The following is a 15,181-nucleotide window of genomic DNA, read 5'->3' as shown; positions in this document are numbered from 1 at the left end:
CAGCGCCCCTCGGAGGGCGAAGCGCACTCGCGGAGAACTTTCTTGTTCTCGCGTCATGATTTGGTGCCTCTGGTCTCTCTCCCTGCGAGGCCCCTTCAAAGCTCTACTCTTTGGGGTCCATTAGCAGGCCACCCTCGCACGTCGGCTTCTTCGAGTTGCTTTCGTCTGCGCAGATATCCGCGCAGAAGACTCGACGAGAATTCGCGCCTGGACCGCCCTCGACTACGAAAGAACATTGATGATAACCACTCAATTGAAACGGCTGGGCCGGTCACTGACCGAATCCCAGCAGCGGGATCAACGCCCAAGCCGCAGGCGGCGAACCCTTTCGCTTGCGCTTGTTGGACTATTGGCGGCTGGTGGGGCCTACATGGAAGCGCCATCGGCCCAGGCTGCAAATGTGCAGTTCCCTGTGGAACTAGATTTTTCGTCGGGGGCCGCGAACGATGTATTTGCTTCTGATGACTTCTGGGTGTTCGGCTCACCGAAATACACAGGAAACAGTGCGAGCAAGTCAGGCGCAAATGGTGTTGGCTGGCTTCAACTTACGAGCAGTTCGACTTACCAATCGAGCGCCTTGATCAGCAAGGGATCAATGCCCGTCGCCGAGGGTGCGACCGTCGAGTTTGATTTTCGAGCTTTTGCGAACGGCTCAGCAGAGCGAGCTGACGGCTTCAGCTTCTTTCTTCTCGATGCAGATGAGCCTGGTTTCGAGCACTCTCGCATAGGTACGGTCGGTGGAGGACTCGGTTATACCTCCGGGTGCGACACGAACTCGAAAGGCGTTCCAGGTATCGAAAGGGGATATCTCGGGGTCGGGTTTGACGTGTACGGTGGCTTCTCCACGACTGGTAGCGGTCAGAGAAACGAGGCCCCGGGCGTTACAAGGTCAAGCGCGCCCGACTCCGTCGTTCTTCGTGGATCTGGCGACGGCGGCGCGGGCGGAAATGGCGCTAGCGTGTGCGGCAAGGAATACCTCTATGCCACGGGCAAGAAGTTGAGCAGTGGCAGTCTGTCTCAGGGGAGCGTGAGCGATCAGAACGCAAAGTTCCGCCGCGCCCGCATTGCCGTTATTCCGCAAGAAAGTACAGGTCCACGAATTGTGGTATCTGTGAGTGGACTCACATCTGTTGGACAACAGCCGACGACATGGCAAAACGACCTTCTCGACTACCAGGTCATCCCGGGTAATGGCGTGTTTAATGATCTCCCGGAGAATTTGCGTTTTGGTTTTGCCGCCTCAACCGGCGGCAAAACCATGACGACACAAATTGGCAATGTCAACTTGAGTACGTCAACGGATGCGTCGATTGTCGCGTCCCCGATCTCGGCGAAGGGTGTTGAAGGAAGCGCATCGCGTGGGGATAACGTGTCGTACACTCTGACGGCGACCAACAACGGACCTGGCAGTATTAACGGCACCAGCACACCTGGAACGAGCCGGATCTACCAGGATCTCTCGCAGCTTGGGCTTGAGAGTGCAGCGTGGACCTGTGAGGGTGTCAACGGTGGTGTTTGTGAGGGGACCCCGGTGCAAAACGGAACGATCCTCAGCCAGGATTGGTCGGGGCCCGTTGGCGCCAGCGTGGTGTTGAGTGTCGCCGCAACAGTTGTTGAAAGTGCATCGATCGGTGCTAAATCAGGCATCGCCATCATTCCCACCAATTTTGAGACAAACACGATTGATCCGGGTTCATCGGCCGCAACCACAACTGGAAGTGTGACCGATGCGAATGTGAATAACAACTCAGCTGCTCTGAGTCTCACGGTTCTCGCGAACGCCAGCGCCAGCAAGTCGACCTTTGGCGTCAGCACCGGCAATCGTGCCGCGAACGGCGAGGCCACTCACACCCTCACCGCAACGGTGAGGGACACGGAGAATGTGCTCAGGGCGGGTGAGACCGTCACCTTTGAGGCGCCAGTAGGTGTCACACTGTCTGAGCCCACGGCCGTGTCGGGTGCGAACGGTGTCGCGTCGGTCACCGCGACCTCAACGGTTGCTGCGAGCTACGCGGTTTCCGCCAAGTTGGGTGCGAATCAGATCGGCACAAACCAGAACATCACCTTCGTGGCAGACGCACCCTCCGTCGGCGAAGGCAGCACCTCCAGCTTTGGTGTCACGACCGGCTCTCTGCCTGCCGACGGTGAGGCAACCCACACCGTTACGGCAACGATCCTCGATGCACACAATAATCCTGTTAAGGATCAGGTTGTAACGTTCACTTCTCCCGCGGGAACGCAGCTGAACAGCGCAACGGCAACCACGAACGCGGCTGGCGTGGCAACCACCACCATCACGGCAACGGTTGCTGGTGTGCACCAGGTGACAGCATCTGTGCTCGGAACTCCGCTGACGGGCACTGAGACGACCGCGACGTTTGAGGCCGGATCGAACTCAATCGGGGCCGACGGCACGTCTGAGGTTGTGGTGACCACCGACGAGCGGATCGCCAACGGAGAGGACACGCAGACAGTCACGGCGACGATCCGCGATGCGAACAACAACCCCAAGTCGGGTGTCACCGTTGACTTCGCTGCTGAGAACGATGACGCCGACGTAAAGACGGCGTCCGCCGTCACCAACGCAGCCGGTGTGGCAGAGACCACCGTGACCTCTTCAGTTGCCGGTGCTTACGACATTGCGGCCACGGTCGGTGGAGTTGCCATCAAGGGCAGCCCGGTGAGCGCGGTATTTGTGGCTGGAGCGCCTACCTTTGGTGCGGACGGATCCTCAACCTTCGCGGTTACCAGTGGTGACGTGGAAGCGAACGGCGCTGCTTCGCACCGCGCGACCGCAACGGTTCTTGATGCGCAGGGCAACCCTGTTGAGGGTGTGACCGTTGACTTCGCGGTAGCCAATGGTGCCGAGCTGAGTGAGGCCTCCATTGTGACCAACGAGCAGGGGATCGCCGAGACCTTGGTCACGAGCAGTGCTGCGGGAACGTACGCTGTTTCGGCCAAGGTTGGTACAGACTCAATCAAGGGCAGCCCTGCCGACGTGACCTTCATCGCGGGAGCCCCGTCGTCGAACACGTCGACTTGGGCGGTCACCCCCAACGGCCCCGTTGCGGCCGATGGTTCGGAGGCTTACACCGCGACCGTGACGGTCAAGGACGTTAAGAATAACCCTGTGAAGGACGCAACCGTCGGGTTTGTTGTTCCCGCTGGACTCACCCAGGTGCCGGGATCGCTGACCACAAATGCCTCAGGCCAGGTGACCGCCGACTTCACGGCGACCGTTGCTGACGACTATACGCTCGTTGCGCAGTTGGGTGCCGAACAGATCGGCAGCTCGAAGGTGCTCACGTTTGTAGCGGGCGAGGCCTCGGCAAACTCTTCCACTATCGCTGTAACACCCGAGTATGTTGAAGCCAATGGCAGCCACGAGGCCGTTGTTACGGTTGCGATCTTCGATGCCCAGGGCAACGCAGTTGTGGACGCGGGCGACATTGTCAGCATTCACAGCAGCCACGGCGATGACGTGCCGGTAACCAAACTGGCCGACGGCACCTACCAGGCCAAGTTCACCTCGACCAACGCGGGCGTAGCCACGTTCACGTTCTCCGTTGATGGTGACGAGTCGGAGGAGACCGCATCGGCGACCTTCGTGGCGACACCGAACGCACCCGTGATGAACCGGACCAATGGCATTGCAGTGACCGGCACAGCCAATCCTGGCCACACCGTGCAGATCCGCAACGCAGCAAACGTTGTGGTTGGCACGGCTGTCGCAGATGCGGTGACGGGTAAGTTCTCGATCACTCCGACCGTGGCTCTGGCCGACGAGGAACAGATCACGGCGACCGCGACCGATGAGCACGGCTTCACCTCGTTTGCGACTCCCGTGACGATCGACAAGAAGGCTCCGGCTACCCCCGAGGTGGGTGCGTCGAACGGTAAGAAGATTACCGGTGGCCCGATTGCCGAGGGTGATGAAGTGACCGTGGTTGATGGTGACGGGAACCCCATCGAGGGTGAAGTCACCATCAACGAGGACGGCACGTTCACGTTTGTGCCAAAGACTCCGTTTGAAGAGGGTGACGTCGTCAAGGTCATCGTGACGAGCCCTGCAGGCAACAGTACGGACCCGGTTGACGTCTTCATCAAGACGACACCCCCGACCGTGCCCGTCGTTGATCCGTCTAATGGCAAGAACCTCACCGGCGGCCCGATCGCCGAGGGTGACGAAGTGCTCGTTCTCGACAAGAACGGTGACAAGGTTCCCGGCAAGGTTGTGGTTGACGGTGACGGCAAGTTCACGTTCACCCCGGATACGCCCTTTACTGAAGAGGACGAGATCACGGTGGTTGTGAAGGACCCGGCTGGCAACACCTCCGAGTCTGATGGTGTCTTCATCAAGACCACGCCTCCGACGGTGCCGGTGGTTGATCCGTCGAACGGTAAGAACGTTACTGGTGGCCCGGTTGCCGAGGGTGACGAGGTGCTCGTTCTCGACAAGAACGGTGACAAGGTTCCCGGTGTCGTGACGGTTGATCCTGACGGTAAATTCACGTTTACCCCGGACACCCCGTTCATCGAGGAAGACGAGATCACTGTTGTGATTAAGGATCCGGCGGGTAACACGTCGGAGCCGGAGGATGTGTTCGTGAAGACGACGCCTCCGACGGTGCCGGTGGTTGATCCGTCGAACGGTAAGAACGTTACGGGTGGTCCGATTGCTGAGGGTGACGAAGTGCTCGTTCTGGATAAGAACGGTGACAAGGTTCCCGGCAAGGTTGTGGTTGACGATGACGGCAAGTTCACGTTTACCCCTGATACCCCGTTCACCGAGGAAGACGAGATCACTGTTGTGATTAAGGATCCGGCGGGTAACACGTCGAAGCCCGAAGGTGTGTTCGTGAAAACGACGCCTCCGACGGTGCCGGTTGTTGATCCGTCGAACGGTAAGAACGTTACTGGTGGTCCGGTCGCTGAGGGTGACGAGGTGCTCGTTCTCGACAAGAACGGTGACAAGGTTCCCGGTGTTGTGACGGTTGATCCTGACGGTAAGTTCACCTTCACGCCTGATACGCCGTTTACTGAGGATGACGAGATCACGGTGGTTGTGATGGACCCCGCGGGCAACACGTCGAAGCCCGAGGACGTCTTCATCAAGACGACGCCTCCGACTGTGCCGGTTGTTGATCCGTCGAACGGTAAGAACATCACCGGTGGTCCGATTGCCGAGGGTGACGAAGTGCTCGTCCTCGACAAAAACGGCGACAAGGTTCCCGGAGTGGTGACCGTTGATCCCGACGGTAAATTCACCTTTACCCCGGACACCCCGTTCACCGAGGAAGACGAGATCACTGTTGTGGTCAAGGACCCCGCGGGCAACACGTCGAAGCCCGAAGATGTCTTTATCAAGACGACGCCTCCGACGGCTCCGGTTGTCGATCCGTCGAACGGTAAGAACATCACCGGTGGTCCGATCGCTGAGGGTGACGAGGTGCTCGTGCTCGACAAGAACGGAAACAAAGTTCCCGGGAAGGTTGAGATCGATGAGAACGGCAAGTTCACCTTCGTTCCCAAGACGCCGCTCACCGAGGATCAGCAGATCGCAGTTGTGGTCAAAGATCCAGCTGGTAACACTTCCGAGCCCCAGAGCGTCTTCATCAAGTCGACTCCGCCGGTCGCACCCGTCGTAGATCCAACGAACGGAACAATTGTCACCGGTGGTGTGATCGCCAAGGGCCACGTTGTGACGATCGTTGACTCTAAGGGCGCCACCATTCCAGGGGTGCTCGGTGTCGATGAGCAGGGTCACTTCACCTTCACTCCTGAGACTCCCTTGACCGAGGGCATGGGCGCGAGGGTAGTTGTGACTGACGAGGTTGGAAACAGCGTCGAAGTTCCCGTCAAGATCGACACTGTGAAGCCGCAAGCTCCCGTGGTGGATCCGAGCGACGGAAACACCGTGACCGGATGCGCTGAGCCGGGATCGACGGTCACGATCCGCGACGCCCACGGTAACGTCATCGGGACCGCTATTGCGGGTGATGACTGCCGCTTTGAGGTTGAACTTTCACCGAAGCAAGACAAGAGCAGCGAAATCTCCATTGACGTGACCAGCCCGTCTGGCAACGTCTCGGAGACCGTGAAGGTGAAGGTCGGCCTGACCTCACTGATGCTCGAGGGTGGCCGACTCAAGGCTGGGGAGACTCAGATCGCTCGCGGTTTCGGCTACCAGCCCGGTGAGACGGTGACGGGTGTGCTGCACTCGGACCCGATTGATCTGGGAACGCAGGTTGCGAACAAGAAGGGTGAAGTTGTCTTCGAGTTCACCATCCCGGCCGACCTTGAGCTCGGTGACCACACGGTTACTGTAGAGAGCAAGTTCAGCGGCAAACTGTCGCAGACCTTCGAGGTGTACGAGCAGGCTTCCGTATGGGTTGAGCTGGCGAAGACCGGTGGCGATCTTGGCCTGCCGCTCGGCCTGGGCGCCGTGCTCATGCTGATCGGTGCGGGCGCAATGATCGTGAAGCGTCGCCGCGGCGAAACTGCGGAGCAAGGTCTCTAAGCAGAGCACTCAGTGGCCCCGCCACCCACCCGAATGGGTGGGTGGCGGGGCCACTTTGTATTTGTAGTCCCGGACCTACACTTGAACCATTATTGCCATTACCGGAAGCACCGGGTTCGTTGGTGGCATGAGATCGCAGACCTATCAGCGGGTACACGTCGAGGGAAACGGGAACCCTCCGGTACCCCATCACCCCACATAAGACAAGGGGATAGTTACCCGGGGAGCATCGACTTACCGTGGGTGGGTCCAATGCTTCAATAGGGAGGTCTTCGTCGTGCCCGATAATCCAACGCGCGTGCTCATCTTGAATACAACGCTGAAAGCTTCGCCCGAGCGATCGAGCACAGAGGCGCTCGCGACTGAACTCGGTAGAGAATTTCCGGCGCAGCAGTGCGAGGTGACGACCGTGCGCGTGGTCGATCTCAACCTGCCACCAGGTATTTCAGTGGACCTCGGTGAGGGCGACGACTGGCCGGGACTGCGTCAGCAGATTCTTGACTCCGACATTGTTGTGTTCGCCACCCCGACCTGGCTCGGACACATGACGAGCGTGATGCGCCGGGTACTTGAGCGGCTCAACGCAGACATCGCCACGCTTGATGCCGACGGCAGACCGATTTTCGCAGGTTTGGTCGCGGCCGCTCTTGTCGTTGGTAACGAAGACGGGGCGCACAAGATCGTTGCTGACCTGCTGCAGGGGGCCAACGATCTCGCCTTCAGTGTGCCGGCCAACGGCTGCACCTACTGGAACGGACGCGCTATGGAAAAGATTGACTTCCAAGACCTCGAGACCACGCCCAAAGCTGTCCGCGACGCGAACAAGGCGCTCGCGAGCAACGCTCTGCACCTCTCGCGTCTGCTGCGAGAACATCCGTATCCCGTCTCGTAAACAATGAACCCGCGGGGCTACGCTAGTCCCAACCGCCAACAGTGAGGGATCCAGCTATGAGCCGCCCACCACGTTCCACACCACTGCAGCACGTCGCCCGCATAGTGCTGGGTCTGTTCATGCTATTCGCTGGGATCGCGCACCTCACGTTTGCGCGCAGCGACTTCCAGGCGCAGGTGCCCGACTGGGTACCTGCCGACAAGGACTTTGTTGTGATTGCGTCGGGCATCGTCGAGATCACACTCGGCGGGGCTACGCTCGCTCTCGGCCGCTACCGCGTGCAGGTGGGGTGGATCCTCGCCGCGTTTTTTATCGCCGTGTTCCCCGGAAACATCTCGCAGTTCATCACGAAGACTGACGCCTTTGGGCTCGACAGCGATGCCGCGCGCGGCATCCGGCTCGTCTTCCAGCCGCTGCTCGTGCTCTGGGCACTGTGGTCGTGCGGAGCGTTCAGCTCGATCCGCAATCGAAAAGCTAAGTCTCTATAGCCCGAAACTCCACGGCATCGAGCGCGAGCAGCACGCACCCCAACGATGAGGCCTGCCTTTCGACGGTGGAAGCGAGTACCTGCACCTGCTGATCCAGTGGAGCGATGACGTGGCGTCGCAGTGAGAAGCGCACCTCATCCAGCAGCAAATCGCCGGCTTCAGATAGTTCGCCCCCGACCACGACGATCGATAGCCCCAGCAGATTGACAATGACTGAAACAACTTTGCCGAGGTGGCGTCCGGCATCCTCTATGAGTCTTCGTGCGCTGCTGTCTCCCTCGATCGCCGAAGTCACGAGGGAGGCCACATTGACGGCATCCCCAACCTGCGCGTACTGCCGCAAGAGGGATGATCCTCCGACATAGGCTTCAAGGCAGCCGCGGTTTCCACAGCGACAGAGTGGCCCGTATTCATCAATCGTAAAGTGGCCCAGCTCGCCAGCAATGCCTAAGTTACCGCGGTAGACCTGCCCGCCGAGAACGAACCCACCACCGACCCCGGTCCCCAGCTTGATGTAGAGCAGGTCGTTGTGGCCTCGTCCTGCGCCAAAGGTCGATTCGGCCAATGCGCCAAGGTTGGCATCATTGTCCACGAGAGTGGGGCAGTGGAAGACGGCCTCCGCCTCGCGGCTTATGTCGGCCCCAACCCAGCCGGTAGGGCTCAGGCCAGAGTCGAGTGTCCCGTCAATTCCGATGGGCGCCGGAACGGCCATTCCAACCGCGCGCAATTCCTCGCGCGTGCGTCCGGCGCTGATCAGCGTCTCGTCGACCAGGGCATTGGCGAGTTCCAGCGCCTTGCGATAGCCGGTATCGGGAGAGAGCGCGATGGATCGGGATCGCGAAATGTTACCCCCGAGATCAGCCACTGAAACCTCAAGGTGAGAATGGCCGACGTCGACCCCTGCAACGATGCCCGCCTCTTTGGAGATCGTCACCCGGCTGCCCCGTCGACCCATCCCTTCTTCGGAGTGAAGGAACCCACGTGCGACCAGTTCGCGGACAATCCCGGAGACGGTCGGCGGTGCCAGCTGCGTGCGACTCGCAATTTCCGCCTGACTCAGGGCCCCGTCCGCCCTGATGGCGCGAACCACTCGCTCCTGGTTGGCTGCCCGAAGCTCCGTGGTCGTGGCGGGATGGGAGATCATGCACTAACTGTGGTCGAAGTCCGGCTTGTCGTCAAGTGTTGAACTTTAAATCAATGAAATTACGATATTTGACCACTTTGAATTCATGTGTTGACCTGTACTTCACGATGTAGTTGAATGAGCACACTCCACGACGTCGTGGACCTGAGTATTTTCTCGGAGGACAAAGTGAATAAGTTCAAACGTGCCGCCGCTGTGACGGCTACCATGATTCTCGCCCTGAGCGGCCTTGCGGCCTGCTCGTCGAATAGCGGCGACACCAATGCTGGATCGGGTGATTCGGCAGACAGTCCCACGATCGCCCTACTGCTGCCCGAGACCAAAACGACCCGATACGAGAGCTTCGACAAGCCTCTCTTCGAGGCCAAGGTCAAGGAACTGTGTGACAAGTGTAAGGTCAATTACCTAAACGCCGACCAAGATGCTTCGAAGCAGCAGCAACAGGCTGAGTCCGCGCTCACGGACGGCGCGTCTGTGTTGGTGCTTGATCCTGTCGACGGCAAGGCCGCCACCTCTATCGTCAAGTCGGCACAAAGTTCGAAGGTGCCCGTTATCGCCTACGACCGTTTCATTGAGGGCGCCGATTACTACATCTCCTTCAACAATGAACGGGTTGGCGAGATGCAGGGTGAGGCCCTCGTCAAAGCAACCGGTGACAAGGGCGACATTCTGATGCTGAACGGTTCGCCAACCGACCCGAACGCTGCTCAGTTCAAGAAGGGTGCCCACTCGGTTCTCGACAAGAGCGGTCTGAAGATCGTCTCTGAGTACGACAACCCCGACTGGAGCCCAGACAACGCGCAGAAGTTCACCAGCTCGCAGTTCAACAAGATTGATCCGAAGTCTCTCGCCGGCGTTTACGCAGCGAACGACGGACAGGCTGGCGGAGTCTTCGCCGCGTTCCGCGCTGAGGGAGACGACAGTGTTCCTCCGATCACGGGTCAAGACGCGGAGCTGGCAGGGATCCAGCGCATTGTGGCCGGTCAGCAGTACATGACGGTGTACAAGCCGATCAAGACCGAGGCTGACAAGGCCGCGGAGTTGGCCGTGGACCTTGCCACCGGCAAGAAGCCCACAGGAACCACGGATTTCGAGGGTGTGCCCTCTTACATCCTTGATCCGATTGCGGTCACAAAGGACAACGTGAAAGACACCGTCGTCGCAGACGGTTTCTACGAGGTCTCTGACATCTGCACGGCAGAGTACGCCGACGCCTGCAAGGCAGACGGACTCTCCTGACCGACACGGAGCGGGGCGGCTGTCGGCCGCTCCGCTCCGCTCAATCCAGCCCGCCCAAGGAACTTTCCATGACCCAACCTGTACTCTCTCTGCGCGGCATCGGTAAACGATTTGGTGCCGTTCAGGCCCTTACTGAGATCAATTTCGACGTTGATCCGGGCGAAGTGGTAGCCCTCGTCGGCGACAACGGCGCAGGCAAGTCCACCCTCGTCAAGATCATCTCGGGCGTATACGGACCCGACGCCGGCACCATTGAGGTGGACGGTCAGCTAGTAGAGATCTCGGGACCAAGAGCCGCCCAGTCGCTCGGCATCGCCACGGTCTTTCAAGATCTCGCACTCGCCGACAATCTCGATGTTGTCGCCAACCTCTTTCTCGGCCAGGAGAAGACCCGGACCGGGGTCCTTGACGAAGAGGCAATGGAGGCGCGCAGCTGGGAGCTGCTGCATCAGCTGTCTGCGAAGATCCCCTCGGTTAGGATCGCGGTCGCCTCGCTCTCGGGCGGACAGCGCCAAACCGTCGCAATCGCACGCAGTCTGGTTGGCTCTCCCAAGGTCGTACTGCTTGACGAACCGACCGCGGCGCTTGGCGTCGCTCAAACTGCCGAGGTGCTCAACCTCATCGAGCGTCTCCGGGAGTCTGGCCTCGGCGTCGTCGTGATCTCGCACAACATGGCTGATGTTCAGGCCGTCGCCGATCGCATTTACGTACTGAGGCTGGGGCGAAACGCCGCGCAGTTTGATATTGATGAGGCCACAACCGAGCAGCTCGTCGTAGCGATCACCGGCGCCTCCGACAACGTGGTCGCCGCGCGCCAGGCACGGGATGCCAGCGTTGCCGCGTCAAAACGGAAGACAGAGGAATCCTGATGAGTTTCGCCGACCGCACCGATGAACGACTCATCGACGACTCTTCTCCCCGAGCTCTCTTTGGCAATCTGGTTCGCCGTCTGCGATCCGGTGACCTCGGCATGATCCCCGTTGTTGTGGGGCTGATCGTCATTTGGATCGTCTTCTACGCGATGAATAACCGCTTTCTGTCATCCCGCAACCTCGTCCAGCTGAGCCTTGATTCCGCCACCATCGGCATGATCTCAATCGGCATTGTGCTCGTGCTGCTGCTCGGCGAGATCGACCTCTCCGTTGGCTCGGTGTCGGGGCTATCGGGTGCCGTGCTTGCAGTGCTGCTCGTCTATGTGGGGTTGCCGCTTTCAGTTGCCATCCTTGCCGCGCTGTGCACCGGACTTGTCATCGGCATGCTTTACGGGGTGCTCTGTACGAGATTCGGGGTGCCAAGCTTCGTGATTACCCTGGCTGGTCTGCTCGCCTTCCTTGGCCTGCAACTGTTGACGCTGGGTAAAAACGGCACGATCAACCTGCCGGGCGATTCACCGCTCATCGCCTTCGCGAACTTCACGTTCCTTCCACCCTGGGCTTCCTACGCACTGGCGATAGTAATCGGTGCTCTCTACTTCTTGGCGAGACTGCGCAGCATCAAACGACGCGCCGCCGCGAACCTGTCGGCGCCGAGTGTGCGCTCGGCCGTCATCAGGGCGGTCGTGCTGATCGCGGCTGTGGCGCTCGTCGCCTGGTATCTCAACCTTGATCGCGGCATCGGTGCCATGCCGCTGCTGTGGGTGGCCGTCATCATCGGAATGGACTTCTTGCTGCGCCGCACGACCTGGGGGCGGCACGTGTACGCCGTCGGCGGGAATCAAGAGGCGGCTCGTCGCGCGGGCATCAACGTCGACCGCATCTACATCTCGGTCTTCGCGATGTGCTCGGTGTTTGCCGCGCTCGGTGGTGTGCTTGCGGCTGCTCGCCTGCAGTCGGTCAGCCAGACCAGCGGTGGTACGGACACAAACCTGATGGCGATCGCCGCGGCGGTGATCGGTGGCACGAGCCTCTTCGGCGGGCGCGGTTCCGTGTACTCGGCACTGTTCGGCATGCTTGTTCTGCAGTCGATCACGAGTGGCCTCAACCTCATTGGGGTCGATGCATACGTCCGCTACATGGTGACGGGCGGGGTGCTGGTGCTCGCGGTGACGATCGACTCGCTCTCTCGGAAGGCGCGTAAGAGCAGCGGTAGTGGTTGATAGCGGCGACCGCCACGACACCTCTAAACACAAACGTTGGTGGTAGCCCAATGGCTGCCACCAACGTTTGTGTTCTAGGTAAGAGTTTCTGACGACATTCACTCCTTGTTTCGGGGATGAGAGTAGTTCCAGAGAACGCGACCAAGCCCGATGGCGACAGCTGCGGAGTTGGTCCATAGGACAATCGGGAGAACACGCTCGGTGGATTCAGCTCCCCAGGGGGAGGCAACTGCGGCCCAGATTAAGGTGCCGGTGCCAATCGTGACGAGTAACGCTACAAGCGCGATTAGCAGCCATCCGGTCCTCGTTACTGTGCGGTGCACCAGGGAACCCCGCTTTCTCTAACGCTACGTTGCGTTAGGTTTCGAACGATACTCTCCGAGCGCAGAGGCTAGAACGCAGATCTGCATGAAACGATCAGCAAGCGGGTGTACCAAGCATCCTTTGACAGCGAAGAGGCTGTAAGAGGCTCACCGGCGCCCACCTCATCATCACCAGGGGCTCGGCCGGTAGTCCTTCAAGAAGTGGCCGTAGAGATCCTCGCCTGCCTCGCCGCGCACGATCGGGTCGTATACCCGGGCGGCCCCATCGACCAGGTCGAGTGGCGCGTGGAAGCCCTCCTCGGCCAAGCGCACCTTCGTGAAATGGGGCCGCTCGTCGGTAATCCAACCGGTGTCGACCGCGGTCATCAGGATCCCGTCCGTCTCAAACATCTCCTGCGCGCTGGTGCGCGTGAGCATGTTGAGCGCGGCCTTCGCCATGTTCGTGTGTGGGTGTCCGGGTCCCTTGTACCGCCGCCCGAACTGCCCCTCCATCGCCGAAACGTTCACGATGTAGGTGCGGCGCGCGGGTGACGCGACCATGGCGGCGCGCAGGCGGCTGATCAGCAAAAACGGCGCGGTTGTGTTGCAGAGCTGCACCTCGAGCATTTCGAGTGGATCCACCTCTTGCACGTGCTGCACCCAGCTGTTGCTGTGGTTCATGTCGGGCACGAGCCCGCCCGCATCGATCGCGGTACCGTCAGCGTGTTTGGTGAGCGACGAGGATCCGGGGGTCATCGCCAGGGCGCTGAGTTCACGCGCGGAGAGGTTCTGAGCGAGGCCCTCGGCCAGGCCTTCCGCGATCGTGCCGGTGAGGGCACCGAGTCTGCCGGGTGCGCCAACGGGCCCAGCGGCACCAGGGGCTGCAACAGCGTCCGCGATCCCCACCCCACTCACTGACGCCTCCAGCGACTGCGGGTGCAACTGCACCGCGGACCCCAGCACCTCGATCTCGGGCAAGGGACCGTCGGGCAGCGGCTGCAACTCCGAGTCCGCGAGTAGCGAGTAAGAGCCCGGCGAGCGGCGCACGGTCTGCGCGGCGTTGTTAATCAGGATGTCGAGCGGACCCTGCGCCGCGACAGAGTCGGCAAGCGAGAGCACCTGCGCGGGATCCCGCAGGTCAATGCCGACGATGCGAAGCCGACCGAGCCAGTCTGCGGAATCGGGCAGGGACGCGAACCGGCGCGCGGCATCGCGCGGAAAGCGCGTGGTGATGGTGGTGTGCGCCCCGTCACGCAGCAGCCGGAGTGCGATGTGCATGCCGATCTTGGCGCGACCACCCGTGAGCAGCGCGCGCTTGCCGGTGAGGTCGGCGCTGGCGTTCCGCTTGCCGTGGCTGAACTTCGCGCACTCGGGGCAGAGCTGATGGTAAAACGCGTCGACGCGCGTGTAGGGCTGTTTGCAGATGTAGCAGTTGCGGGGCTTGATCAGCTCGCCCGCGATCGGGGCATCCGTGGAGGTGGCGAGGGGGATCCCGCGCGTCTCATCGTCGATGCGATCTGGTGCGCCGGTTGCAGTCGCCGCGATGACGGCACGGTCGGCGTCGGCCACGGCCTCGCGATTGCGGCGGCGGCGGCCCTGTTTGACCGCCTTGAACATCGAGGAGGTCGCCTCGCGCACAGCCAGAAAGTCGGGGTGATCTGTGGGCAACTCGTGCGCTGAGGCGATCACGCGCAGCGCGGTGGCGAGTTCGGCGGGGTCGATGCTGCCTACCGGGGTTTCGCTCATTGGGCCAATTCTACGCGGTCGAAAGTGTGAAGATGGAGCTATGAGCGAAGCGCACATCACCGTCGAAATCACTCGCCTGCAATCGGCGGATCTGACAGAGGACTTCTTCGCGCAGGCGGCGACACTCTTGCAAACGCTCGTCAAGAACGGCGCAGCAATCGGATGGGTGGAGCCGCCGCCCGCAGAAGAGGTGGAAGACCTGCTTCGTGGGGTCGTCGCAGCCTCGAAGCAGAGCAACGCGTGCCTGGTTGCAGCTTGGGATCGAGGCCGCTTACTCGGGCTCAGCTACTGGATCCGTTACGAGCGGCCGACACACAACCCACACGTCGACATTGAAAAGGTCGCTGTTGATCCCGCTGCTCAGGGGCGCAGGATCGGCCGGCGCATCATGCTGGAGTTGCTGCAGGCGGCTCGCGATGCGCGCGTTGAAGTGGTGACCCTAGACCTGCGCGGGGACAATGTGCGCGCGATGGCGCTTTACGAATCGCTGGGCTTCACCCGCTACGGCCTGCTGCCTCGCTTCGTTGCGTTTGGCGAGGACCGCTACGACAAACTCTTCTATGCGCTCGATCTGCGCGACGAAACAGCCTGAGGCTTTAGGGCGCTGGCCACCGCTGAGATGTATGCACAATAGCTAGAACCCAGATCTTGTCCTTGGTGGTTTCGTAAACCAAACGGTATTGCTTGACAGGAAAGAGCTCCCTGGTTCCGGGGATCATTCCGGGGCGAGCCAGCTGAGGGTGTGTAGCGTGCTC

Annotated in this window: 9 protein-coding genes and 1 pseudogene; 7 read left to right on the top strand and 3 right to left on the bottom strand. The window is 60.6% G+C overall.

The genetic code is table 11. The annotated features are described in order from the left end of the window. The first annotated feature begins 238 nt into the window (after positions 1-238). The 3 genes from G7068_RS08980 (at position 239) to G7068_RS08970 (ending at position 7,900) form a co-directional block, all read left to right on the top strand. Positions 239-6,520 (top strand): Ig-like domain-containing protein, encoded by a 6,282-nt coding sequence (locus G7068_RS08980; RefSeq protein ID WP_166291286.1) that lies wholly within the window; start codon positions 239-241, stop codon positions 6,518-6,520. A gap of 277 nt (positions 6,521-6,797) precedes the next feature. Continuing rightward, the gene (locus G7068_RS08975) at positions 6,798-7,412 is read left to right on the top strand and encodes a flavodoxin family protein (RefSeq protein WP_166291283.1); all 615 of its coding nucleotides are present in this window, start codon (positions 6,798-6,800) and stop codon (positions 7,410-7,412) included. Between the two features lie 56 nt (positions 7,413-7,468). Next, positions 7,469-7,900, top strand: a complete 432-nt coding sequence (locus G7068_RS08970) for a DoxX family protein (RefSeq protein ID WP_166291281.1) — start codon at positions 7,469-7,471, stop codon at positions 7,898-7,900. On the opposite strand, the gene G7068_RS08965 is transcribed toward G7068_RS08970, so the two are convergent. Next, positions 7,887-9,044: an ROK family transcriptional regulator gene (locus tag G7068_RS08965; protein ID WP_166291279.1), complete on the bottom strand. Its 1,158-nt coding sequence runs from the start codon at positions 9,042-9,044 to the stop codon at positions 7,887-7,889. The genes G7068_RS08970 and G7068_RS08965 overlap by 14 nt on opposite strands. Before the next feature lie 168 nt (positions 9,045-9,212). Between G7068_RS08965 and G7068_RS08960 the strand changes: the two genes are divergently transcribed. From G7068_RS08960 to G7068_RS08950, 3 genes are all read left to right on the top strand, one after another. After that, positions 9,213-10,283, top strand: a complete 1,071-nt coding sequence (locus G7068_RS08960; protein ID WP_244304412.1) for a sugar ABC transporter substrate-binding protein — start codon at positions 9,213-9,215, stop codon at positions 10,281-10,283. A gap of 68 nt (positions 10,284-10,351) precedes the next feature. Further along, the gene (locus G7068_RS08955) at positions 10,352-11,152 is read left to right on the top strand and encodes an ATP-binding cassette domain-containing protein (RefSeq protein WP_166291277.1); all 801 of its coding nucleotides are present in this window, start codon (positions 10,352-10,354) and stop codon (positions 11,150-11,152) included. Next, a complete protein-coding gene (locus tag G7068_RS08950; RefSeq protein WP_166291275.1) occupies positions 11,152-12,378 on the top strand; it encodes a sugar ABC transporter permease in 1,227 nt (408 codons plus the stop codon). Before G7068_RS08955 ends, G7068_RS08950 begins: the two co-directional genes overlap by 1 nt. Before the next feature lie 491 nt (positions 12,379-12,869). Here G7068_RS08950 and G7068_RS08945 read toward each other — a convergent pair whose 3' ends face one another. Beyond that, positions 12,870-14,426 carry an SDR family NAD(P)-dependent oxidoreductase gene (locus tag G7068_RS08945; protein WP_166291273.1) on the bottom strand — a complete coding sequence of 519 codons (1,557 nt, stop codon included), beginning with the start codon at positions 14,424-14,426 and terminating at the stop codon, positions 12,870-12,872. A gap of 40 nt (positions 14,427-14,466) precedes the next feature. On the opposite strand from G7068_RS08945, the gene G7068_RS08940 reads away from it, so the two are divergent. Next, positions 14,467-15,018 (top strand): GNAT family N-acetyltransferase, encoded by a 552-nt coding sequence (locus G7068_RS08940; RefSeq protein ID WP_166291271.1) that lies wholly within the window; start codon positions 14,467-14,469, stop codon positions 15,016-15,018. A gap of 4 nt (positions 15,019-15,022) precedes the next feature. Here the strand turns inward: G7068_RS08940 and G7068_RS16650 are convergent. Further along, positions 15,023-15,169, bottom strand: a pseudogene (locus G7068_RS16650) (type II toxin-antitoxin system RelE/ParE family toxin); the annotation flags it as partial. Between the last annotated feature and the right edge of the window lie 12 nt (positions 15,170-15,181).

Origin of the sequence: Leucobacter viscericola, from assembly GCF_011299575.1 — a bacterium.
GTDB classification, from domain to species: Bacteria; Actinomycetota; Actinomycetes; order Actinomycetales; family Microbacteriaceae; genus Leucobacter; species Leucobacter viscericola.
Note: the sequence above shows the minus strand (reverse complement) of the source record. Positions and strands in the feature narration are given on the sequence as shown.